Genomic DNA, 21770 nt, shown 5'->3' with positions numbered 1-21770 from the left:
TGGCACCTCAGTCGAGTGTGTCGCTGCTGACATGCCATTTGTCGAGCAATTGAACATAGCTGCCGTCGCTGCGCATGTCGCTGATGATCTGCTGCACGGCGGCGGTCAGTTGCGGGTCGTCCTTGCGCATGCCCAGACCGGTGAGGATGCGGCTGAAGGCCGGCACGCCTTCCTGGAACAGTTCCGGGGCCATCGCCGCGTAGTAACCGGCGGTTTCCACGGTGGTGCCATAGGCGTCGACCTGGCTGATGCGCAGCGCCTGGAAGGCATCGGTGTCGGTGTTGTAGACCACCAGTTTCATCGGGGGCTTGCCGGTCTTGGCCAGGCTTTCGTTCTGCGCGTCGAGCAGGGTCTTGATCGTGGAGCCGTTGAGCACGGCGACCTTGTGCCCGGACAGATCATCCAGGGTCTGGATGCCTTTGGGATTGCCCTTGGGGACCACCACCGACTGGCTGGAATACATGTAGTTGACGATGTCGATCACCTGGCGGCGCTCGGGCTTGTCGAACAACTGGTCGACGATCATGTCGCACTGCTGGGCAAGCAGCGCTGGCACCAGGCCGGAAAACGGAATGACCCGCCATTGCACGGTTTTATTGCCCAGGCGCTTGGCGATTTCCAGGCCCAGGTCGACGGTGAGCCCGCGTGGTTTCTGGGATTCGTCGAAGGACACCAAGGGCGGAGAATCCATGCCCGAGCAGTAGGTGAGTTTGTCGACGCTCTTCAAGCGCTCAGGCACCCGTGCTGCAGCGCAGGCCCACTGTGTGCAGAGCCCCAGGGTGACAGCCACCAGCAAGGCGCGGTGTTGTTTATGCATGACCAGACACTCCACTTCGTTGAAGAAAGGGGCAGGAAGCAACGTTTAAACGTGGGCGGGTTCGGACCCGCCTCTGTTATTTTTCCAATTGCAGAAATTGAATCAGCAGCGGCACGGTGCTTTCGATGTGTTCGCGCACCACGGCTTCGGCGAGGGCGGCGTCACCGACGCGAATCGCGTCAAGAATCACCGCGTGTTCCTGGCGCGCGCTGAGGGGTTTTTCGCTGTGATGCAGCCACAAGCGCATGGGCGCTTCCACCAGCGAATACAACGCCGAAATCTGCTTCATCAAGCGCGGCCGGCCGCTGAGCCCGCACAGGTATTCGTGAAAGGCACGGTGGCAACGTACCCATGCGGCGCTCTCATCGCGGTAGTCATCCATCTCGTCCAGCAGCCGCTCCAGCGCCGCCATCTGGCGCTCACCGATACGGCTGACCGCGACGCGCACCGCCAGGCCCTCAAGAGCGCTGCGCATCTCGAACACCTCATGCAGCTCATTGATATCCAGGCCGCTGACGATGGCACCGCGATTGGGCCGCAGCGTCACCAAGCCCTGGGCATCCAGACGGCGGAATGCTTCGCGCACCGGCATGCGGCTCATGCCGATCTCGCCAGCGATATCCTCGGCAATCAGGCGATCACCTTTGCGTAAACGACCACCGCAGATGGCGTCGAGAAGAAAGTTGTAGGCCTCCTCTTCGGCAGTGAGAGGCTGGCGGTCACCATAAGCGGGGGCAAATTGCATTGGCAGCCTCTTTGTATTTTTGTATCCAATTATCCATGGATGCAGCAAAGCACAGTGCGTGCCAATAATAGCGTTGCAGGGTTAACTGACTGATTTGGATGCGTTCTTCGGTTTCATACCAGGAGCGCTGGCCCAGGCGGATAGGGCCATGTGCTACCAAAAGGCACAGCGACGCCCTGCTTCTGTGCACATCAAACACGCTGTGGTTGGCGTAATGCCCGGCGATAGGCCAAAGGTGGCACCCTCGCAGAGTCGAACTGATCAGTCGTCGAGGTCAGCGAAACCCATGCTACAACCCTGTTTACTGGATACCTTTCTCGGCGCTCTTATTAGCAACTAAGCGAAGCGGCAGCGCATGCCATTAATTCAATATCAAAATTTGGCTAACCGCTCATAAAACTTATACGAAGCGGCGCGCACAGCGAACAACGTGTACAAGTATTTTCACCAAACTACCGTTCATCGCCATCCCGAAAAATTTTCAAAACATTCGCCGTTTCCGACGTATCGGAATCTATGTCCGGTGCATAAACGGATAACTAGCGAAACGACATTTGACTTGGAGAATTACTATGACCACGAGTAATAAAAATCCCGGCAACTTCGCCAACGATCATCAGAAAGCATCGGAGGCGGGAAAGAAAGGTGGGCAGGCGTCCGGCGGCAACTTTGCCAATGACCGTGAAAAAGCATCGGAAGCTGGCCGTAAAGGTGGCCAGAACAGCCACGGTGGTGGCCGCAAGTCTCAATAGCGAATGAAGTTTGGGGCGGCATCGCTGCCCCTTCCTTATTACCAAGAGGCATTAATCATGCGCGCGTCAACTGTTTACTCACGACACGAGCGGCATCGCGAACCCCGTGCCAACGTGCAAACGCACACTGATATAAACAAACGCTTTAATACAGAAACATGCTTTGAACGTCAGCCAGTCGCGGAGTACGCCGACGCCACTCTTGGCGCATCGCTAACGCCACCGCTGTGTGAAAGGCACTTATAAGTAAGTGAGCACATCCTCCTGATGTGTAAGTGCCGTACAGATCGAAATAAACGTTGCACAACCGACATAACGACGAGGTAACCGAACATGAGCAATCAAGACAAGCAAGGCCAGATGAGCGTCAATGAAGCGGGCAAGAAAGGCGGCGAAGCCACTTCTGCCTCCCATGACAAAGAGTTCTATCAGGAGATAGGCAGCAAGGGGGGTCAGAACAGCGGCGGCAACTTCAAGAACGATCCCGAGCGCGCCGCCGAAGCCGGCAGCAAAGGGGGCCAGAACAGCGGCGGCAACTTCAAGAACGATCCCGAGCGCGCCGCCGAGGCCGGGAGCAAAGGGGGCCACAACAGTGGCGGCAACTTCGCCAATGACCGTGAAAAAGCCTCCGAAGCGGGCCGCAAAGGCGGTGAAAACAGCCATGGCGGCGGTCGCAACAGTTGACGCGCCTGACGCAGGGGAGCCCAGCTCCCCTGTTTTGATCGAAGAGGGACACCATGCCGGTACACATCATCAATTTCACTGCGCCGATTTCCGCATCGACCTGCAGCCAACTGATCGAAAAAGCCTCTTTGGCCGTGCAGGCGCAGGCCTCGCGCCTGGTGCTGAACATGGCGACCATGGGCGGTGAATGCAGCTACGGCTTCACGATGTACAACTTTCTGCTGTCTTTGCCCATTCCGGTGCATACCCATAACCTGGGCACCGTGGAGTCGATGGGCAATATCATTTTTCTCGCCGGTGAACGCAGGACCGCGTGCACCCACAGCAAATTCCTGTTCCACCCGTTTCACTGGCATGTGCAAGGCGCCGTGGACCATTCGCGCATGTCCGAATACGCGATGAGCCTGGACTATGATTTGCAACTGTACGTACGCATCGTGGCCGAACGCACCCAGAACGCGCTTGAGCCGCTGGACACCGAAAAGCACCTGATCGCCGCGCCGCGTATTCTCGACCCGCAACAGGCCATGACCAGCGGGCTGATACAGGGGATCGAGGCGCCGGTGATACAGACGGAGTGTGTGAGCAGCTTCATTCACAGTTAGTCTGTATTGCGTGCCAACGCGCGCTGCAATAGTGGCACTAAAATATCAACTAAGCGCTCGTTTGAATTTCTCTCGTTTTTGCGCTTGAAAACGTCCACGTCTTCCTTGATTGTGAGTGTGCATTCATTCAAGGAGGAACCGTGATGCCCGAGTTACAAGCGAACCGCTGCTGCGTTAATTGCAAACAACCCTACACACCGGCTGCCGAAGAGCCGACTTATCTGGTGTCCACGGCGGCGGACTTACTGTGTTCCAAGTGCAGGCAGGCTTATTTAAACGATGTGCTGACTCATGCACTTCAGCGCAGCGTTCAAAAGTTATGTTTGTTGCAGGAGCGCCGAAGAAAACAGTAGTGATTATTGACAATACCGCCCTTAGTCAGGCGGTGGCGGCACGTAGGGTTTTGCAATAAACGGAACACTGCTTGAAGGACGCCAACGGACCTTCTCAAGGCCATAACGCTCCGCCAGGGGTTTGCTGATCCGTTTGATTTTCTCATTGCGCGAGCGTGGAATAATACCAATTCCCGCGTCACAACATGCCCAATGCCACGCCTCGGCGTTATTCATGACTTCCGCCCTTATAATGAATGATTTAGGCTGTTGATGAAGTTCGTACTCGATGATGTATAGGGAATTTTTCATGGCGACTCCGTCTGTTACTTTTTTGTTACTCGCCCAGATCGAAGGTTCAGATTTTTTTCCTATACATTAATCAACGCCATGTACAACGAGTTACTTATCTTCTCGCTTACAACCATTCGTCGGCAACCTGCAATAAACAATAAACCGGGACAGCCTCTTTCAACTCTTAATACAGAGCCTGTTCACTCAATTGGCTCTTGGTAAAACTCCTGTTTGCCCGTACCTGGTACGGGCTTTTTTTTAAGTTGCCCCCGCCACAGCATTCGGCCTGGCGGCACGCCGCCAATGAGCCTGCCGGATCAGTGGGCACGCCGGGAATCGAGCATCTCGCGGATTTTCCTTGGCAGGTCCGGGGGCTGATACGGCTTGGCCAGCAGCTCGAACTCATGCACCTGTATATCCGCGCGCTCCAGCGAGTCTTTCGCGTAGCCCGTGGTCAGGAGTACTTGGGTGTGCGGGTACCGCCGGGACACCTCACACGCGAGCGCCGCACCGTTCATGGCGCCCGGCATGATCAGATCACTGAACACCAGGTCGTAGCGGGCGTTCTCCAGCATCGCCAGCGCCTGCTCGGCATGCGTCGCGGTCGCGGTCCGGTAGCCATAGTCAGTCAGTATCATCTGGGCCAACTCGGCCACTTCGGGTCGGTCCTCCACGATCAGGATACGCTCGCTGCCGCGCAGTGAGGTGGCATCGGACGGCGGTGGCTCGACCCAGGGCTGGCTGTCGTCGGCCGGGAAGTAGAGGCGTATCGTCGTCCCGACGCCTGGGGACGAACGGACCCGGGCAGTCCCGCCCGATTGCTTGACGAACCCGTACACCATCGAGAGCCCCAGCCCCGAACCTTTGCCCTCCTCCTTGGTGGTGAAAAACGGCTCAATGACCTTTTCCTGGATGTCCGGGGCGATGCCGCTGCCATTATCGGTCACCGAGAGGCTGACGTAGCGTCCCTCAGGCACGCCATTTCCGGGAGACTCGAAATTGCACGTCTCGACGGTGACCTTCGGATCGACGCAGCCCTCCAGCGCATCCAGGGCGTTCGACAACAGGTGCTGCACCGCCAGTTCTGCCTGAGCGGGGTCGATGCGGCAGTTCCAAAGGTCTGGCGCGAGGTCCATCTGTACATTGCCATTGTGCTCGACACGGCGCATGAAATCGGGCCGAGTGAGCAGGCCGTTCAGATTGATCACGCGACTGTCGAGCCGCTGTTTTCGCGAAAACGCCAGCAACTGTTGCGTCAATGTCTGCGCCTTCTCCGCTGCCGTCCTGGCGCGAGCGGCGCTCTTGAAGATGCGCTGCAGATCGCCGTCCGGGCGCTTCGCGCTCTGCTGGATCACGTCGAGATAGCCGAACATCACCTGCAGCAGGTTATTGAAATCGTGGGCAATGCCGCCGGTCAGTTGTCCCAACGCTTCCATGTCCTGGGCGCTGCGCAGCCGCTGCTCGGCATCATGGCGGCGGCTCACGTCCAGCTGCGAGGCGAAGAAGTACACCAATTGCCCCGCCTCGTTGAACAGCGGCGCGATAAAGATTTCGTTCCAGAACGTCGAGCCGTCCTTACGGTAATTGAGCACTTCCACACACACTTCATGGTGGCGCTCGATCGCCTGTTGCGCTTGCGCAAGAGCGCACTTGTCGGTTTCCGGGCCCTGCAGGAATCTGCAGTTGCGGCCGATGATTTCGTCCTGTTCAAAACCGGTCAGGTCCACGAAGGCCTGGTTGGCAAAAATGATCGGATTGTCGTGTTGTGCGGGGTCGGTCACGATCATCGCGCTGTGGCTGGCTTTCATGGCTGCCAGGAAGAGGTCTTTGCGGTTGGAGGACAGCGTCGCCATATCGGCACTTTCAACCACGGGCTTGTTCTTTTGTGCCAAGGTTCACCTCCGGGAGAATGGTGCGTTTTTCATGGACCGTGAAAACGCCGCGGAGTGCGACCCTGTGCTGCGCTCGCGCGCAGAGCGCAGCACCGCACGCCGCCAGGCGTGCGGTTGCTCCAGGTCAGAGATCTGGCTTGGGCTGCAGCCCCGACCCCAGGTCAGCGCCGGTCATCGGGTCGCTGGAAGGATCCGAGAGTGTGCGAATTTTCATCGCATTCAATTGCGCCTCGTCGCTGGCGTCCAACTGCACGCTGGCGGTGCCGTCGCCGCCATCGACCGCCGGTTGCGGGTCCTCGACGAACGTCCATTCCTCACCCTGATTCCACGGGCCGCGCACATCCTGCGCGCCTTGCGACATGTTGAAGTACACCTGAGTGAACTCAGGCATGCCTGGCAACTTGCCTTGAGGGAAGTTGGGCTGAATGGCATGCAGGGCCTTTTCGAAGGACAGTTGATGCGCAATTTCCCGCGTCATCAAAAAGCCCAGCGCGTCCTTGACGCCAGGATCGTCCGTGACGTTCATCAAACGCTCATAAACAATCTTGGCGCGGGCTTCGGCCGCGATATTGGAGCGCATGTCGGCGGTCGGCTCGCCAATCGTGTCGATGTAGGCCGCGGTCCACGGCACGCCAGCGGAGTTGGTCAACGGCGAACCGGCGCCATACAAAAGGCTGGTGATATGGGAGTCATTGCCGGCGCCGTTGAGTGAGCGATACAGCTCGCCCTCCTCCTCCACGCCTTCGGCCATGCGGCCCTTGGCGCCCTTGTTGAGCATCACGATGATCGATCCGACGATCTCCAGGTGGCTGAGCTCTTCGGTGGCGATGTCCATCAGCAGATCCTTGCGCCCCGGATCGTCCTCGGCCAACGCCTGGGTGAAATAGCGGGACGCAGCCGCCAATTCACCCTGGGCACCACCAAACTGTTCGAGCAACAGGTTCGCCAGGCCCGGATTGGGCTCGGCCACACGTACCGTGTATTGAAGTCGTTTGTTATGTAGAAACATGAACAATCTCCTCAGGCTTACTGAAAGTGACGGCATTCTGGAATGCGCGCCTACCTTCATGTGAAGCATCGGGAGAGGGCAAAATTTCAAAACAAACCTGAGTCTCACGACCAGCGGTTAAGCCCGCCGTCACAAGCGAAACGGCGGCTACAGGGCCTGGCGCGGCGGCTAACGCACCTGCGTCGCAAACCTGCCCACGGCATCCACCACCTGTTTGGCGCCGTCCTGAATTTCGACAATCACCTGGCCCGCCTGCGTGGCCAGCTCCAGCCCCTGCTCGGCCTGGGACTTGCTGTTGGCCATTTCGGCGACCGTTTCATCCACCAGTTTCTGGTTCTGCAACACCACCGAGGCGATCTCTTCGGTGGCCGTGCTCGTGCGACCGGCCAACTGGCGAACCTCATCGGCGACCACGGCAAAGCCGCGACCCTGCTCACCCGCGCGCGCCGCTTCGATGGCCGCGTTCAAGGCCAGCAGGTTGGTTTGCTGGGCGATGCTGCTGATGGTCTGGATGATCGAACTGATCAACAGCGACTGTTTGCCCAGGGCCTCGACGCCGCCGGAAGCCGCCTGCATGTCCACCGAAACCTTGCGCATGGTGTGCATCGTGTCATTGACCACCACGGCGCCGCGCTGGGCCGTCACGTCGGTCTGCCGGGAAATTTCAAAGGCCGTCTGCGCAGCCTCACTGACCTGTTGTTCGCGGGCCACCTGGTCGGTGACCACCGTGGCAAACTTCACCACCTTGCACAGCGTGCCTTCGGTGTCATACACCGGGTTGTAGGTCGCTTCCAGCCATACCGTCTCACCGCGATTGTCGATGCGTTCAAAGCGCCCGCCGACAAACTCGCCCTTGTTCAGGGTGGCCCAAAAATCCTTGTAGTGCTGTGACGCGACGTCTTCCGGCTTGCAGAAAATACGGTGATGACTGCCTTTGGCCTGGGCCAGGTTGTAGCCCATCGCCTTGAGGAACTGATCGTTGGCCATCAGCACATGCCCGGAAAGGTCAAACTCAATCACCGCCGTCGAACGCAGCAAGGCATCGATGAAGGAGGTGTTTTCCGAAGCTTTTTCCAGACGCGAAGTGATGTTGGTGGCGTAACAGGTGATGTGGCTCAAACTGCCACTGGTATCGGTGATGGGCTGCCAGTGGGCGTGAATCCACACTAGCGAGCCGTCCGCATGCAGGTAGCGGTACTCGTCAGTGATTGACCTCCCGGCGCTGACGGCGGCGCGAAAGTTCTGATAGCACGGCAGCCTGGCGACGTACTGCGGAACGATATCGGCCATTGCCCGCCCCAGAAGCTGCTCCCGGGTGTAGCCCAGGGCATTGGCGAAGTTGTCGTTGCAGGCCGTTATATTCAGCGTCGGATCAATGCTCAACGTCAGCATTTCGCGGTCCAGACCGTCGCGCAGTTGGCGCAGTTGCGCCAGCTCGGCAGCCTGAACATTGAGTTGTTGCTTGATTTTGGAGTTAAACATGGGGCAGCGCCTCTGGGGTCATACTCAGGCTATCGGCAAGGCCAACGGCTTATTGAGGCCCCGTGCAAAGCGGCTGATGGAATGTCGGCGCACGTTGCAACGGCGATTCTTTGCGCCTATCGTGACCAATAACTTATACAAGGTGAATTGCATTGTACAAGAACGCCCAATGGCCTTTGACGCTCTACTTTGATGGCGATTGCCCACTTTGCGCACGCGAGATCAAGCTGCTCAGCGCCCATGCCGCGCCGGACCGCCTGCTGTTCGTTGACATCAGCGCTGAGGCATTCGACGCGACGCCCCTGGGGTTCACTGCGGCGGACATGGCCTCATCGCTGCATGCCAGGTTTGACGATGGCACCTGGGTCACCGGCCTGGACGCAACGCTCTGGAGCTGGCGGGCAGCTGGCTTGGGTGTCTGGGCCGCGCCGCTGTCATGGCGGCTGACACGGCCGCTGTTGAACATCGGCTATCGCCTGTTCTGCCGCTTTCGCCCCCACCTGGCCTGGCTGCCGCACCCTGACGGCGGCGCTCGCTGTGGCGCGGATGGCTGTGCGGTGCCCGACAGCCGGACGACGAAGGCGGACAAGAAAACCTAGACGTCCAACAGCTCGTCAAGGAAAGCGATGACCAGCCGGTTGAACGTCTCGGCCTGGTCGTCATGCACGTAATGGCTGGCGTCCGCCACTTCGGCGGTGCGCACCCGTGCGTTGCTCTCGCGCATGGCTTGCAGCGTTGCCGCCGGCAGGAAATCCGAGCGCGCGCCGCGTATGAACAGTGTCGGGCAATCGAGGGCACGCACCGCCGGCCATAAATCGGTGGGCTCGATGCTCAGGCGTGCCTCGGCGATGCCTTGCTGATCGTGGCGCCAGGTGATAACGCCGGCGCTTTCTTTCATCGAGTGTGCCAGCCGGGACGTCAGGCCCTGCTCCGACAAGCCGGGGCGTGAGGCCTGCCAGAACGTACGGGCAGCGTCCCAACTCTCGAAGTTCAGCGGGGTCTGGTTCATCTCGCGGCGGATGCGCGCGGCGCCGTCGCCCTGGCTGGAGGAGCCGGGGCCGATGTCTTCGATGATCAAGCCCAGCAGGCGGTCGGGGTTTTGTCGGGCGTATTCCAGGGCGTTGGCGCCGCCCAGGGAGTGGCCCAGCAGGAAGAAGTACTCGAGGCCGGCGTGGGCGACGAAGTCTTGCAGGTCGTCGACGTAGGATTGCGTGTGGTAGCTGGTGGGCGGTGCCCAGTCGCTCAGGCCGCGACCGCGTTGGTCCAGGGCGTAGACGCAGAAGCCGGGGCCGAGCGCCTGGACCAGTGATTCCCAGGTTTGTGCGTAGGCGCGCAGGCCGTGGAGCAGGACCAGGGGGGTGTCGCTTGGGTTGCCCCAGCGCAGGACGTGCAGGTTGAGGCCGGTGCGGTTGGTGAAGAAGCTGCTGGTTGGGGGCATTGGGTGATCCGCCGTGGATTTAATGTGGGAGCTGGCTTGCCTGCGATAGCGGGCTGACGGTGTACATATCCGTTTCTGGGGTGACGGCTTAGATTGGTTCCGCCCTTACGGCGGGTCACTTTTGGAAAAGAGCCCCAAAAGTAACCAAAAGGGCTCTTGCCCCACCACTCGGCACCTCGCTCACGCTCGGTGTGCCCGCACGCAGGCTTGAATCCGTGGGCCGCCGCAATGGGCCATCCATGGCCCAGTGCGGCTAACCCGGCGTCCTGCCGGGTTACCCACGGATTCAAGCCTGCGTGCGGCCAGCGTGGTTGACGGGGCGCTTGAGATCAAAATCAAGATCAACAGCCAGATCAAAAGCCAGATCAAAAGCCAGATCAAAAGCGTTTTTAGAAACGGTCGAAGCGGTACGGGCTTGGGTCGATGATGGGGGGATGGCCGCTGATGAGGTCGGCGGCCAGTTGGCCGGCGGCTGGTGAGGTGCCGAAGCCGTGGCCGGAGAAGCCGGTGGCGACGGTGAGGCCGGGGATCTTTTCGACGGGACCGATGACCGGGTTGGAGTCCGGTGTGACGTCGATGGTGCCGGCCCAGGTCTGGGCGATTCGGGCTTGCTCGAACACCGGCCAGGCGGCTTTGAGGTTGTTCATCGCGTCGTCGTTCAGCCGTGGGTTGGCGGCCGGGTCCTGGGTGCGCACGCGTTCGAACGGGCTGATGCTGTCGGCCGACCAGCGTCGCGACAGGGCCAGGTCGTTGAAGAAGTATTTGCCCAACGACACGTTCAACACGCTGCGCTGCGCACGAAATTGAGGCATGTATTGCCTGGCCAGCAACAGGTGGTCAAGGGTCAGGAATGCATCCAGCTTGCCGCGCTGGGTGATGATGAAGCCGCCGTCCTTGTGTTTGCGAAACGAAAAATCCGGCGCGCCCACGGCGATTTCGGTGGGGCCTTGCATGGGGTGGGTGCGCAGCACCGAGCAGGTCAGGGCCAGGGTCGGCAATGACACGCCGAGGTTGCCCAGAAAGCGTCGCGACCACATGCCACCGGCGAGCAAGACCTGGTCGCAGCGGATCTCGCCTTTTTCCGTGACCACGCCGCTTACCTTGCCGGCCGACCTCTGCAGCGTGCGCACCGCGCACTGCTCGATAATCACCACGCCCAGGGCCATGGCCGCCTTGGCAATCGCGCTGCTGGCCAGGGTCGGTTCGGCGCGGGCGTCGGACGCGGTGTAGATCCCGCCGGCCCACTCGCCCTGGCCACCGGGCACGCGCTGCGCGATTTCGCGATTACTGAGCAACTGCGAATCCAGGGACAGATGCTCGACCGACTTGAGCCAGCCTTCATGCATCGCCATCTGCGCTTCGTTGCGCGCGACGAACATAATGCCCTCCTGGCGGTAGCCAACATCCGCGCCCACTCGCTCGGGCATCTGCGCCCACAGGCGGTCGGCGGCCAGGGCCAGCGGAATGTCGTGAGCGTGGCGGCTGGTCTTGCGCACCCAGCCCAGGTTGCGCGAGGACTGTTCCCCGGCGATACGGCCCTTTTCCAGGACCACCACCGGGATATTGCGCTCAGCCAGCGCCAGCGCGGCGGTCAAGCCAATGATTCCGCCGCCGATAATGACGACGGACGTGGCAGAGGGAAACTCGGTGGACGTGTTCACGGGCGCAATAGTCGGGGCCATGATCAAGACTCGCAAAACAATGAAAGTCGGCCGCACGAATGCACGGCCGCGTCGCGGATTACTGCGCCAGGCGAATCAGTTCCACCTGCGCCTTGGAGGCGTTGCGGTAAGCCGTCACCTCCAGCTCCACCTTGTAGACCGTCGAGCCCAGCGGCGGGCAGGTCACGGTACTGGCAGGGTCGACGCCGCGAAACTTTTCGCCGATCAGCCCCATCACCGCCGGCACGTCGCTGGGGTTCTGGATGAACACCCGCGAGCACACCACGTCGGCCAGGCTGGCATCGACTGCCTTCAAGGCCGACTCGATGTTGGCAAAGACCTGGTGCGTCTGCTCCAGAACGTCTTCGGGGATCAGTTTGGTCTGCGGATTGCGGCCAGCGGTATTGGATACATAGATCCAGTTGTCCACCACCACCAGACGTGAATAGCTGGCCTGGTCTTCGAACGGCGAACCGGTCTTGAGCTTGATGATCTTGATCATGTCGAAGGTCTCTTCAGTTGGGTAAGGAACGGCTCAGCGCAGCTCAGGGGTTTCCCACAGGTTCAGCTTCACGCCGATGCCCTGTTTGATGGCGTTGCGGTACACCACCGTGCCCCACGCCACGTCCTCGACCGGCATGCCGCCGACCGACATGATGATGATCTCGTCATCGTTGCGACGGCCCTGGGCATCGCCGGCGATGATCCTGCCGATGTCTTCCAGCTCTTCGTGCTGCATCTTGCCTTCGGCAATCATGTCCATGAACCGCACGCCAATCACCGGCACGTTGTGGTGTGCAGGCTTGGGCAGTTCGTCGAACCAGGCTTCGTACAAGCGAGTGTTGTCCAGCACCTTGCGCACGTCGGCGCGCTCCATGCCTTCGTCCAGCGAGCAGGACGCGGGCATCGCCATGAAGCATCCCGGCTTGACCCACTCGCGCTTCACGATTGGGTAGGTCGAGGGGTCGCCGGTCTCACCGGAGCTACAATAAGTAACAAGGTCAGAATCGCGGACCACCTCTTCGAGGCTGTCGACCACCTTGATCGTGGTGATCTGCGGATAGGTTTGCTTCACCCAGCCAATAAAATCATTCAGGCTTTTCTCGCCACGCCCCTTGATCTTCAAGGTGTCGATATGCGGGCAAACGGCGATGAACGCGGCGAGCGTGGTCTTGCCCATCACTCCCGGACCGAGCAGGCCGACCACTTTCGCGTCCTTGCGGGCCAGGTGCCGCGCGCCGACGCCGGGGATCGCACCGGTGCGGTACGCCGACAGCAGGTTGGCGGACATATGCGCCAAAGGAGCGCCGGTGTCAGGGTCATTGAGGGTGAACATCAGGATCGAACGCGGCAGGCCTTTCTCGCGATTGGCGATGTTGGAGCCGTACCATTTCACGCCTGCGGTGCAGAAGTTGCCGCCCAGGTAGGCCGGCATCGCCATCATGCGGCGGTCGGCGGTGGGTTTGGGCATGTTGGGAAACGGCGAATCCTTCGGGAATATCACCATCGCACCATGGGAATCGTTGTTCGGCCCGGCCATGCGGTAGTCGCCGCTGTAGAGCAGGCCGAACATTTCTTCCATGGTATTCACACAGGCGAGCATGTCGGTGACGCCGGCGCGGATCATGTCCTGTTCGGACAGGTAGACGAAGTCTATTTTTGCAGTAGTGGACATTATTATTCTCGGCTGAAGGTGATATCGCTGCGGTAGGCGCGGCTCCCACGCTATCGAGGTCGAGTATCGGGCGGTGTTGCGCGCCGGTATTGTAAATTTCGGACATCACGGCTCGGCGCACAGCCAGAAGTTGGCGCGATACGTGCGTGAATATTCGTGCCTATTTCCATAGCAAGGTCCGGACATGCTCAACTTGTGTTCACCGCTGTCGCGGCAGCACACCGCTTATGAACAACCCTGGTTCGTGCTCAACTCATCGCGGTATGCGGTAGTGCCCTGCGAACATCCGGCGATATCGCACTTCTATGCCTTCGATGTCGCCCACTCGGCTGACCTGCTGGCGGTGCCGGATGGCTGCGTGGACATCGTGTTCGACTGCGATGCCACGCGCCCCAGCGTGAAAATCTGCGGTACGCCGCTGCAAGCCCAGCGGGTCGAACTGCTTCAGTGCCATCATTACTTTGGCGTGCGCTTTGCGCCGGGGGTCATTCCAGGTTTCATCAATGTCATGGCTGAGGACCTGACCGAACAGGAGTGGGACCTGCTGCAAGTCTCGGCATTTGCCCAGAGCATGTTCGAGAACATCGTCAACGCCCCGCTGTTGCAGGACCAGATCAAACTGTTCAACGATTACCTGGCCCCTCGCCTGATGGGCCGCACCTCGAAGCTGACCAGCCTGGTGATCCAGCAGGCGCTGGCCCATCGTGGCGATCTGCGCATCCAGCACCTGGAAGACCTCAGTGGCTACACCAGCCGCACGATTCATCGCCAGTTCAGCCAGGACACCGGCGTGTCGCCCAAGGCCTTCTTTCGGATCATTCGCTGCCAGGCCGCCCTGGACACGTTGAACAACCAGCGCGACGTGTCGTTCTCGGACCTGGCGCTGGACCTGGGCTTTTCCGATCAGTCGCACTTCCTGCGCGACTTCAAGAAGCTGGTCAGCACCACGCCCTGCGATTACCAGCGCAAAATGCTGCAGAGCGCCTACAACGAGCGCATCCGTTTCGCATGAACCCCTGCCCTTCCTGAACATACCCGCCCCCAGAGTTAAACCTGCTTGCGGGCACCAACTAACCTTGTCGGAAATTTCGGTTTTTACCAATACCTAGCCGAACGGCCAGTTGTTTGGCTTTCTCACAGCCTTCAGTATCACTCCTTAGTCGCCCTGGCGACGCGATCCTCTTTGCACAACTCAACACCACTGCGGTGTGCGAGTCTATACGTTCGCAAAACGTAAGCGTACATGGAACACATCTAGCGCAGATCTGCCATGCACCTCCCGATGAGGCAGAACTTGTTCGATCTTATCGGCCTTTTGCGTCAGCACATCCTTAAGGTAACTTTCCAGGCGATGTTGCAATACCGTTTGCCGGTATCTTATCTAGAACCAAAAACGGACTATTGCCCCCCTCAAGCAAGCAAGGTGGCAGGGAGACATTGAGTGTTTTTATGGCAAATCGGGCCCTCTTGGCAGCAAATTGAAGATCGGATAAGGGACGAGATGGGCTACCAGGGTGGTGCCCAGCATCGAAACCATTGGGGTGAACCTGTCCCGTCCCTCAGCCTCAATATCCGTCGCGTTGCAAGCGTCCGCTCTGCGTTTCATCAGGCTGAATGGCAAGCGAGTGAACTACTTCGCCGACGTTTCGCCGATCTCGATATTTCCATCATCCTCAAAGACCTGATCGATGTCGTTACTCAGATGGCAATGATCGTAGCGGGCAGTACGTTGGCCGGAGGTGCACTCGGTGCCGGCGTGGGCACATTCTTCGGCGGAGCTGGCGCAGTTCCCATGGGGGCTGCTGGTGCTACCATGGGATTGCAGGTCAGCAGCTGGATACTGGGGATGCTTGGCCTGCAGTCTATTGCAGAGTTCTTCGTCGAAGGATTGCCGCGCATTGGCTGGTATTACTTGACAGGAATTAAAGCTGCATGGGAAGGAACACGAGGTGAGGAAGGTTTAACTCCCTTCAGCCAAGATGATCCCCTGGCGGTTAGCAGCGCGGCCCATAACATCGCGCTAGGCCACGTTGAAGTCGTCATTCTGTTGCTGGGCGCCATGGTTGAATACTTGACTCGTGGTCGAGGTAACGCTGGCAGGTTAGCCCAAGAGATGCGAGCCAGTCCGAAAGGCGCAAGAATTGGCCAGTGGATGGTTGAGCATGAAGATGCGTTGAAGGGTAGACCGGACTTGCAAAAGGCTGAAACGCATAAAGGAGCAATGGGTTCACAAGAAAGACCAGCCTCAGCGCCGTCACCTCGCTCTGATACTAGTACTCCAAGGGATCTCAAGCCGAGGAGATCATATGAGAAACCTGGCAATCTGATTCCAACGCAATCCAAGTCCGAGATGTCCGGGTCACAGATTAAGCGCCTCGCGAAAGATATGGAAAAAAATGGCTTCGACCCAAATTATCCAGTTGATGTCTGGAGAAATCCCAGCACAGGGCGAATGGAAATCCAAGACGGACACCATAGGGCAGCAGCAGCAAAAAAAGCGGGTATTGAGAAAATTCCAGTCGAAATTTGGGAGTAATGTAATGACTAACCAATATAAAGCCGCATTTATATTCCCAATCGGGGCCACCAAGATCCTTGGAGAGGATGGCTGGGAGTTTGAAAGTTCTGAGCGCCTGTCTAAAAATATTAGCAATTACTTAATAGAAACTCTTAAACTTAAGTTTTTAGAGGAGTATTCCGGAATAAAGAAATATGCAGGCGAAGACATAAGAATGTCTATATTACTCGACGATACCCAAGAGATAGAAAGTATTTATTTTCAGTTATCAGGCGGGGCATTAACATCCCTTTCCGAGATATGCCAAAGCATTGGTATCTCTTCTGAAGCAGAGATTTTTGTGCCTTGAAAAAGCCAATATTTTTAGCTAGCTCTAGGGATGGTCTGAAGTAGACCCCTATTTTCCGGTACCCCATCACCATGGTTGACGCCATGCAAGGGGGCTCACCATCAGCAACGGATAAAGCCACCTTATACCGATGCTGTAACGATGGCCTTTTTTCTTAAAAATCCTCTCAATTTCAATGAATTAAATTTCAGTAACTTCCGGCACCTCTCACTAACTCGACCACGCGGGTTTCATGCCCCGTACCTCACCTAAAGTCTCAGCGCCCGCAGCGATTTCTAGTATCCTTGGAAAGCCAAACAAGTCCGAAAGACCAGTGAAGTTGGCGTTACCAATTGGGGCTACAGGCGGGTGGAACTCCTTTCGTCTCAGTTTAGATTTTTACTCGAATGCTTCGTTTGCGACTGAGCCGGGTGTGCCGCTGTGTATTTGGTGTTTACCAAGCCGATGCAGATTGGGCAGGCAGCATGTTTGCGGCCTCCACGCGTTCTCCACAATCCCTTCACTGACCCTGCACGCTTGCCAGGCATTATCGGCACCCGTCGAAATGCCCAATACGCGCCACAGGTGCCCCATGCCCTCCGTAACACCGCCAGTCCTGCTCGTAGACAGTGAAAAACTCGGACAACAGTCCGCCAGCCAGACCCTCAAGGCCATCGCCAGGGCCTACCCCGGCAAGTTATTCGCCACCTTGTCGCTGGTCGCGCTGGAGAACGCGCTGCTGTTGGCCTACCCGCTGTTCGCCGGCTTTGCGGTGGACTCGATCATCCGTGGCGATGCCGCCAGTGCGTTGCTGTATGCCGGTGTGGTGCTGGGGTTCTGGGTGGTGGGCGCGGCGCGCCGGGCCCTGGACACGCGCACCTTCACGCGCATCTACGCAGACCTTGCGGTGCCGGTGATTCTCAACCAGCGCCTGCAACGCCACAGCACCTCCAAGGCGGCGGCGCGGGTGGTATTGGCGCGGGACTTCGTGGATTTCTTCGAAAAGCACGTGCCGATCATCGCCACCGCGCTGGTCTCGATCATCGGCGCGGCGGGCATGCTGTTGGTGATCGAGCCGTGGGTCGGCCTGGCGTGTTTGGTGGCGTTGCTGCTGTGCCTCACCGTCATGCCCGGCTTCGCCCGACGCAACCAGCGTTTGCACGAGCGCCTGAACAATCGCCTGGAAAAGGAAATCGGCCTGGTCGAAGCCGTGGGCGAACACACGCTGCACCGTCACTACCACGTACTGTCGCGCCTGCGCATCCGGCTGTCGGACCGTGAAGCCGTGGCCTTTCTGTGTATCGGCGTGGTCTCGGCGCTGCTGTTCGTGGTCGCCATCAGCCAATTGGCATTGGCGCCCGCGGTCAAAGCCGGGCATATCTATGCGGTGATGACCTACCTGTGGACCTTCGTCAGTTGCCTGGATGAGGCGCCGTCGATGATCGACCAACTGGCGCGCCTCAAGGACATCGGCAAACGCGTGGATCCGGGCCTGGCGTGAACGCCTGACTTATAACGCAGGCCGGACGCAATCCAAATGTGGGAGGCTCCGCCAAGTCTTCGACTTAGCGCTGTCGCGCAGCAAACGGGGGCCTCTGTGGCGAGCGGGCTTGCCATAATTCCGTTCAGTTAAGCGTAAATCCCCTGTGGGAGCGGCGCTGCGACTTGCCTGCGAAAGCGGTGGGTCAGTCAACATTAATGTTTGCTGGGCCGACGCCTTCGCAGGCAAGCCAGCTCCCACATTTGATCGCGCTCACATTCCCCATTCCGGTCGGCTCTCAGGCCGCCGCGCTTTTGCTTTTGATCTTAGGCGCCCCGTCAAACACGCTGGGGCGCGAAGCGCCCCCAATCAACGAAAACGCGGTGTACCTGACACTACGCAGAACATGGTTTTGGGGCTGCTGCGCAGCCCAACGCGGGGCAAGCCCGCTCGCCACAGGAATGTGGCTGCCTGAAACGTCAGGTTTTAAAATCAATAAGTTATTTTGTGTTTGATAAGAGCTGCGGTGCGACGATTCGGCTTGCCTGCGAAGGCGGTAGTCCAGCAAATATTGATGTTGACTGACCCACCGCCTTCGCGGGCAAGCCCGCTCCCACGTATGGACTGCGGTGCATCAGAACGGTAGCAATGGCCGATAAAACTTCAGCTCGAGGCCCGGCGCGTTTCCGAGGGCGACTCGCCAAACAGCTCGCGGTAATGGGTGGCGAAGTGGCTCAGGTGAAAAAAGCCCATGGCCACGGCAATCTCGCCGACGTTCTTGTCACTCGCCGACGTCGCGATCAAGCGCCGCCGCACCGCGTTGAGGCGCAGATTACGCAGGTACTCGACCGGGCGCATGGCGGTCACCGCCTGGAAACTGTTCTGCAGGGTGCGGCGGCTCACGCGCAGTTGTTCGCACAGATCCAGAATGCTCAACGGCGTATCGCCACTGGCGATGATCAACTCCTGGCTGCGCCGGACCAGGTACGCGCTGACCGCGAAATTGCCACGGCGACCACGCACTTCATCGCCGGCGTGGCTGAACAGATCCAGAAACGCTCCAAGCAGTTCATCTTCGAGCATCTTCTCCGAGGCCGGGCTGATGGCGTGGGCATGTTCCAGAAAGTGACGAAACAGCGGGTGGATGCGCTGGCGAATGCGCAGCAGTAACGCTTCATCGACACTGAGGGCCGACACGCTGGTCAAACGCTTGAGCTGCTCGGCGGACAACTCGAACGCCGCCAGTTTGGCAAAGCGCACCGCATCGACGTTGAGCGAGAAAAAATGCGTGCCCTGGGGCGCATGCAGCACGAATTCCTCGGCATCGCGCAGCAGCACGACACTCTGCGCACTTACCTGTTGGCCCTGCGCCACGGGCGGGCTGCCCAGCGACATCGCCGCACACAGGCGGCCCTTGGGTGAGCGGCCATGCTGCACGACGCGCTTGTCGAGCACCTCCTGGAAAATCTGAAAACGATCCCCGGACAGCTGGTGCAGCTCGCTGTTCAGGCAACCGCGACCGAGCTGGTCGTAGACCTGCTGCCAGCCCTGGATCGAGCCGGCATGCTGTTGGGAGTCATTGAAGGTGCGCACTTGGGCGAACATAGGTGTGATTCCTCGGCGGCCTGAAGCAGGGCTCAGTCATCCCTGGCGGCAGCGGACGTTGGCGCGGGCGCGATGCCGGCGTGAAAATCCAAAGCCAGTTCCGTGCCAAGCATGTGCAAACGATACGCTCCCGGTTCTATCGCCAGCGGCGCCAGCAACGCACCGGACAACACCACCTGCCCGGCCTCAACCGGGTGACCATCGGCCAGCAGACGCCGCACCAGCCAGCACAGGTTGAATAGCGGGCTGTCCTCCCGCGCCTGGGTATCGCCGCTGCCCAGCAACACGCCCCCGTGCTCCAGGCGATAGGCCACGCAGGCATGTCGCGCCGGGTCGAACGGTACGCGCGCTCCGACGCAGTAAAGGCCGGCGGCGGCGTTATCGGCCAGAAACGCACCAAGCCCGAACTGCCAGCCTTGCCAGCGGCAATCGGCGATCTCGAACGCCGGCGCCACCTCGGCAATCGCCGCCAGAATCTGCGCGTCGCTGTACTCACCCGGCGCCAGGGTATCCCCGAACACGAGGGCCAGTTCCACCTCCAGCTTGGGCTGGATCAGCTGCTCGCAAGCCACCGCGCTGCCCGGCGCCACCGCCATGGCCTGGGTGAGCGCGCCATACACCGGCTCATCCAGGCCAAAGCGCGCCTGCGCGGCGCGGCCGGCAAACGCCACTTTCCAGCCGCTCAAGCGCTCGCCGTTTGCACTGCGGCGCGCCAGCCCCTGGCGCAACAGCGCATAGCCTTGCTGCTTGTCGAGCGCCTCGGGCGGCAACGGCGCAATGGCCTGGACAGCGCGCCCGGCCTGCTGCAAGTGCGCAAGCACATCGTTGACGTTGCTCATGACAGTTGCTCCGCCAGTTTGCGCAACACACCGTCGAGTCGCTCAGGCGTGGTGATGGCGGCGACAAAACGGTCCGGACGCACCACGACGATGCAATCACGCACCCGAGAGAACCATTCGCCCAGACGGTTATCCACGTCCTCCACACTCAAGGCGTCGCTGGCGGTCAGCGGCTGGTTGCGCCCCACACCGCTGCGTGAACGGTTGACCTGAATGAAACGCGTGCTCCACCCGGCCCAATACTCGGCCATGGCATCGCTCAAGTGTTCACGCGGATTCACCCGATAGCCGAGCACCGCGTAGCCATTGCCAAGCACTTCGTCGAGGCGCCGGCGCTGGCCCTGGGCATCTTCGATGGACGGTTGGATAAACAGCTGGCCGACCAGGTCGTCCTCGCGCAATTCGGCGCGCTCATGGTGGACCAGGCCCCTGGTGATGGTGGCCTTGGGTTTGAACTTGAATTCCAGCAAGTGCGAACGCAGGTTATCGACGCTGTTGACTGCCTGGAACAGCCAGTCGCGCACCCCGGCCATCAGCGGATTGGTCAAACCGAGGACGGCGCCCATGTTGTCGGCCAGGGCCACCAGTTCGGTCGCGTGACCACGGCGTTCCTGATCGTAACTGCCAAGGATCGACGGTGCCGCGCGGCCCTGGATGATCGCCGCGAGTTTCCACGCCACGTTGGCCACGTCGCGCAGGCCCGAGTTGAGGCCCTGCCCGGCCCACGGCGGGGAGATATGCGCTGCATCGCCGACCAGCGCCACGCGCCCTTCGACAAAGCGCGCCGCGACCCGTGAGTGGTGGGTGTAGGCCCGAATGCGGATGATATCGAGGTCGTCGACCGCATCGCCGATATGCCCGTGGATCAGCCGGCGGATGGTCGCCTCTTCGCACATTTTCGCTTCGTCTTCGCCCTCCATCAGCATGAATTCCCAGCGTCGTTGCTGGTAAGGCAGGTAGATGCACACGAAGGGCCGCTGCGGGTCGGCATGCAAGGCGGTGAACGGCGCATCGAGGGTGTCGTTGGCCGTGTCGACCACCACCCATTTGCGCGGGTGAGTCAGCCCGAGCAGTTCGATGCCCAGTTGTTTGCGCACCGTGGAACGCCCGCCATCGGCACCGATCACATAGTCGGCCTGCAACTGATAGACCTCGCCGTCGGCGCCGCGCACCTGCAGGGTCACTCCCTGCCCGTCTTGGGCAAGCTCAAGCAGTTCGTGGCCCTCGCGCAGTTCGACACCCGGGTGACGGCCGAGGTGTTCACGCAGGGTGCCTTCGAGCAACTGCTGCATGAAAATGTTGCGCATCGGCCAGCCGTAATGCGCGGTACTCGGCTTGACCTCGGCAAAGCACACGCCGCGCGCGTTGTAATAGCGCAGCGGCACGTCGCAGATCATGTCGCGCACCGCCAGGTCCGCAATGTCGATGCCCTGCAACACGCGCAATGCTTCGTCGTCCATGCCCACGGCACGGGGATACGGCAGGATGCCGTCGGCCAGTTCGAGGACCACGCAGTCGATGCCGTACACCCCCATGTAATGCGCGGCGGTGATCCCGTTGGGACCACCGCCGACGATGACAACCTGGGTCTTCTCCTGCTTCATCGCTATTCAC

General features: G+C 59.8%; 20 protein-coding genes and 2 pseudogenes. 8 read left to right on the top strand and 14 right to left on the bottom strand.

Annotation, left to right across the window (positions count from 1 at the left end; genetic code table 11):
* Positions 1-7: 7 nt before the first annotated feature.
* Together H045_RS07860 and H045_RS07855 are read right to left on the bottom strand one after the other, a co-directional pair.
* Entirely contained in the window at positions 8-817 is an 810-nt protein-coding gene (locus H045_RS07860; protein WP_015371965.1) for an ABC transporter substrate-binding protein, read from the bottom strand.
* Positions 818-893: 76 nt separating this feature from the next.
* On the bottom strand, positions 894-1562 hold the full coding sequence (locus H045_RS07855; protein WP_015371964.1) for a GntR family transcriptional regulator: 669 nt from the start codon (positions 1560-1562) through the stop codon (positions 894-896).
* A 572-nt stretch (positions 1563-2134) separates the two neighbouring features.
* On the opposite strand from H045_RS07855, the gene H045_RS07850 reads away from it, so the two are divergent.
* From H045_RS07850 to H045_RS07840, 3 genes are all read left to right on the top strand, one after another.
* Entirely contained in the window at positions 2135-2314 is a 180-nt protein-coding gene (locus H045_RS07850) for a con-10 family general stress protein (RefSeq protein ID WP_003236559.1), read from the top strand.
* A gap of 333 nt (positions 2315-2647) precedes the next feature.
* A complete protein-coding gene (locus H045_RS07845; protein ID WP_015371963.1) occupies positions 2648-2998 on the top strand; it encodes a con-10 family general stress protein in 351 nt (116 codons plus the stop codon).
* A gap of 53 nt (positions 2999-3051) precedes the next feature.
* Complete coding sequence (locus H045_RS07840; protein WP_015371962.1) at positions 3052-3603, top strand: ATP-dependent Clp protease proteolytic subunit; 552 nt, start codon at positions 3052-3054, stop codon at positions 3601-3603.
* Positions 3604-3977: 374 nt separating this feature from the next.
* On the opposite strand, the gene H045_RS24400 is transcribed toward H045_RS07840, so the two are convergent.
* From H045_RS24400 to H045_RS25750, 5 genes and pseudogenes are all read right to left on the bottom strand, one after another.
* Entirely contained in the window at positions 3978-4247 is a 270-nt protein-coding gene (locus tag H045_RS24400; RefSeq protein ID WP_080627570.1) for a DUF6555 family protein, read from the bottom strand.
* 299 nt (positions 4248-4546) lie between these two features.
* Positions 4547-6121 (bottom strand): histidine kinase famiy protein, encoded by a 1575-nt coding sequence (locus H045_RS07835; protein ID WP_015371961.1) that lies wholly within the window; start codon positions 6119-6121, stop codon positions 4547-4549.
* A 124-nt stretch (positions 6122-6245) separates the two neighbouring features.
* Complete coding sequence (locus H045_RS07830; protein WP_003236568.1) at positions 6246-7130, bottom strand: manganese catalase family protein; 885 nt, start codon at positions 7128-7130, stop codon at positions 6246-6248.
* Positions 7131-7298: 168 nt separating this feature from the next.
* Positions 7299-7733 (bottom strand): annotated as a pseudogene (locus H045_RS25755) (methyl-accepting chemotaxis protein); the annotation flags it as partial.
* Positions 7734-7883: 150 nt separating this feature from the next.
* A pseudogene (locus H045_RS25750) lies at positions 7884-8522 on the bottom strand (PAS domain-containing protein); the annotation flags it as partial.
* Positions 8523-8764: 242 nt separating this feature from the next.
* Here H045_RS25750 and H045_RS07820 point away from each other — a divergent pair.
* Positions 8765-9211 (top strand): thiol-disulfide oxidoreductase DCC family protein, encoded by a 447-nt coding sequence (locus H045_RS07820; RefSeq protein WP_015371959.1) that lies wholly within the window; start codon positions 8765-8767, stop codon positions 9209-9211.
* On the opposite strand, the gene H045_RS07815 is transcribed toward H045_RS07820, so the two are convergent.
* From H045_RS07815 to H045_RS07800, 4 genes are all read right to left on the bottom strand, one after another.
* Entirely contained in the window at positions 9208-10050 is an 843-nt protein-coding gene (locus H045_RS07815; protein WP_015371958.1) for an alpha/beta fold hydrolase, read from the bottom strand. The genes H045_RS07820 and H045_RS07815 overlap by 4 nt on opposite strands.
* 389 nt (positions 10051-10439) lie before the next feature.
* The gene (locus tag H045_RS07810) at positions 10440-11732 is read right to left on the bottom strand and encodes an NAD(P)/FAD-dependent oxidoreductase (protein ID WP_015371957.1); all 1293 of its coding nucleotides are present in this window, start codon (positions 11730-11732) and stop codon (positions 10440-10442) included.
* 58 nt (positions 11733-11790) lie between these two features.
* The gene (locus H045_RS07805; RefSeq protein ID WP_015371956.1) at positions 11791-12213 is read right to left on the bottom strand and encodes a RidA family protein; all 423 of its coding nucleotides are present in this window, start codon (positions 12211-12213) and stop codon (positions 11791-11793) included.
* A gap of 33 nt (positions 12214-12246) precedes the next feature.
* Positions 12247-13386 (bottom strand): ornithine cyclodeaminase family protein, encoded by a 1140-nt coding sequence (locus H045_RS07800; RefSeq protein WP_003234971.1) that lies wholly within the window; start codon positions 13384-13386, stop codon positions 12247-12249.
* 184 nt (positions 13387-13570) lie between these two features.
* Between H045_RS07800 and H045_RS07795 the strand changes: the two genes are divergently transcribed.
* The 4 genes from H045_RS07795 (at position 13571) to H045_RS07780 (ending at position 17733) form a co-directional block, all read left to right on the top strand.
* The gene (locus tag H045_RS07795; RefSeq protein ID WP_015371955.1) at positions 13571-14398 is read left to right on the top strand and encodes an AraC family transcriptional regulator; all 828 of its coding nucleotides are present in this window, start codon (positions 13571-13573) and stop codon (positions 14396-14398) included.
* Positions 14399-14827: 429 nt separating this feature from the next.
* Positions 14828-15922 carry a DUF6861 domain-containing protein gene (locus H045_RS07790; RefSeq protein ID WP_015371954.1) on the top strand — a complete coding sequence of 365 codons (1095 nt, stop codon included), beginning with the start codon at positions 14828-14830 and terminating at the stop codon, positions 15920-15922.
* Positions 15923-15926: 4 nt separating this feature from the next.
* On the top strand, positions 15927-16253 hold the full coding sequence (locus H045_RS07785) for a hypothetical protein (RefSeq protein ID WP_015371953.1): 327 nt from the start codon (positions 15927-15929) through the stop codon (positions 16251-16253).
* 571 nt (positions 16254-16824) lie between these two features.
* Positions 16825-17733 carry an ABC transporter six-transmembrane domain-containing protein gene (locus tag H045_RS07780; RefSeq protein WP_003234967.1) on the top strand — a complete coding sequence of 303 codons (909 nt, stop codon included), beginning with the start codon at positions 16825-16827 and terminating at the stop codon, positions 17731-17733.
* 642 nt (positions 17734-18375) lie between these two features.
* Here the strand turns inward: H045_RS07780 and H045_RS07775 are convergent.
* The 3 genes from H045_RS07775 to H045_RS07765 are packed head-to-tail and all read right to left on the bottom strand — an operon-like array spanning position 18376 to position 21760.
* Positions 18376-19317, bottom strand: a complete 942-nt coding sequence (locus H045_RS07775) for a helix-turn-helix domain-containing protein (RefSeq protein ID WP_015371952.1) — start codon at positions 19315-19317, stop codon at positions 18376-18378.
* Positions 19318-19349: 32 nt separating this feature from the next.
* On the bottom strand, positions 19350-20156 hold the full coding sequence (locus tag H045_RS07770; RefSeq protein ID WP_015371951.1) for a 2-keto-4-pentenoate hydratase: 807 nt from the start codon (positions 20154-20156) through the stop codon (positions 19350-19352).
* Positions 20153-21760, bottom strand: coding sequence for a bifunctional 3-(3-hydroxy-phenyl)propionate/3-hydroxycinnamic acid hydroxylase (locus H045_RS07765; RefSeq protein ID WP_015371950.1), 1608 nt, complete (start codon positions 21758-21760; stop codon positions 20153-20155). The genes H045_RS07770 and H045_RS07765 overlap by 4 nt, the downstream gene beginning before the upstream one ends.
* Positions 21761-21770 lie beyond the last annotated feature (10 nt).

Origin of the sequence: Pseudomonas poae RE*1-1-14 (assembly GCF_000336465.1) — a bacterium.
Taxonomy (GTDB): Bacteria; Pseudomonadota; Gammaproteobacteria; order Pseudomonadales; family Pseudomonadaceae; genus Aquipseudomonas; species Aquipseudomonas poae.
Note: the sequence above shows the minus strand (reverse complement) of the source record. Positions and strands in the feature narration are given on the sequence as shown.

Excerpts from the sequence above, each read along its gene's own strand:
- H045_RS07810 (WP_015371957.1), bottom strand. The coding sequence starts at position 11,732 with ATGGCCCCGACTATTGCGCCCGTGAACACGTCCACCGAGTTTCCCTCT.
- H045_RS07780 (WP_003234967.1), top strand. The coding sequence starts at position 16,825 with ATGCCCTCCGTAACACCGCCAGTCCTGCTCGTAGACAGTGAAAAACTC.
- H045_RS24400 (WP_080627570.1), bottom strand. The coding sequence starts at position 4,247 with ATGAAAAATTCCCTATACATCATCGAGTACGAACTTCATCAACAGCCT.
- H045_RS07770 (WP_015371951.1), bottom strand. The coding sequence starts at position 20,156 with ATGAGCAACGTCAACGATGTGCTTGCGCACTTGCAGCAGGCCGGGCGC.
- H045_RS07775 (WP_015371952.1), bottom strand. The coding sequence starts at position 19,317 with ATGTTCGCCCAAGTGCGCACCTTCAATGACTCCCAACAGCATGCCGGC.
- H045_RS07850 (WP_003236559.1), top strand. The coding sequence starts at position 2,135 with ATGACCACGAGTAATAAAAATCCCGGCAACTTCGCCAACGATCATCAG.
- H045_RS07765 (WP_015371950.1), bottom strand. The coding sequence starts at position 21,760 with ATGAAGCAGGAGAAGACCCAGGTTGTCATCGTCGGCGGTGGTCCCAAC.
- H045_RS07830 (WP_003236568.1), bottom strand. The coding sequence starts at position 7,130 with ATGTTTCTACATAACAAACGACTTCAATACACGGTACGTGTGGCCGAG.
- H045_RS07845 (WP_015371963.1), top strand. The coding sequence starts at position 2,648 with ATGAGCAATCAAGACAAGCAAGGCCAGATGAGCGTCAATGAAGCGGGC.
- H045_RS07815 (WP_015371958.1), bottom strand. The coding sequence starts at position 10,050 with ATGCCCCCAACCAGCAGCTTCTTCACCAACCGCACCGGCCTCAACCTG.
- H045_RS07800 (WP_003234971.1), bottom strand. The coding sequence starts at position 13,386 with ATGTCCACTACTGCAAAAATAGACTTCGTCTACCTGTCCGAACAGGAC.
- H045_RS07860 (WP_015371965.1), bottom strand. The coding sequence starts at position 817 with ATGCATAAACAACACCGCGCCTTGCTGGTGGCTGTCACCCTGGGGCTC.
- H045_RS07855 (WP_015371964.1), bottom strand. The coding sequence starts at position 1,562 with ATGCAATTTGCCCCCGCTTATGGTGACCGCCAGCCTCTCACTGCCGAA.
- H045_RS07795 (WP_015371955.1), top strand. The coding sequence starts at position 13,571 with ATGCTCAACTTGTGTTCACCGCTGTCGCGGCAGCACACCGCTTATGAA.
- H045_RS07785 (WP_015371953.1), top strand. The coding sequence starts at position 15,927 with ATGACTAACCAATATAAAGCCGCATTTATATTCCCAATCGGGGCCACC.
- H045_RS07805 (WP_015371956.1), bottom strand. The coding sequence starts at position 12,213 with ATGATCAAGATCATCAAGCTCAAGACCGGTTCGCCGTTCGAAGACCAG.
- H045_RS07840 (WP_015371962.1), top strand. The coding sequence starts at position 3,052 with ATGCCGGTACACATCATCAATTTCACTGCGCCGATTTCCGCATCGACC.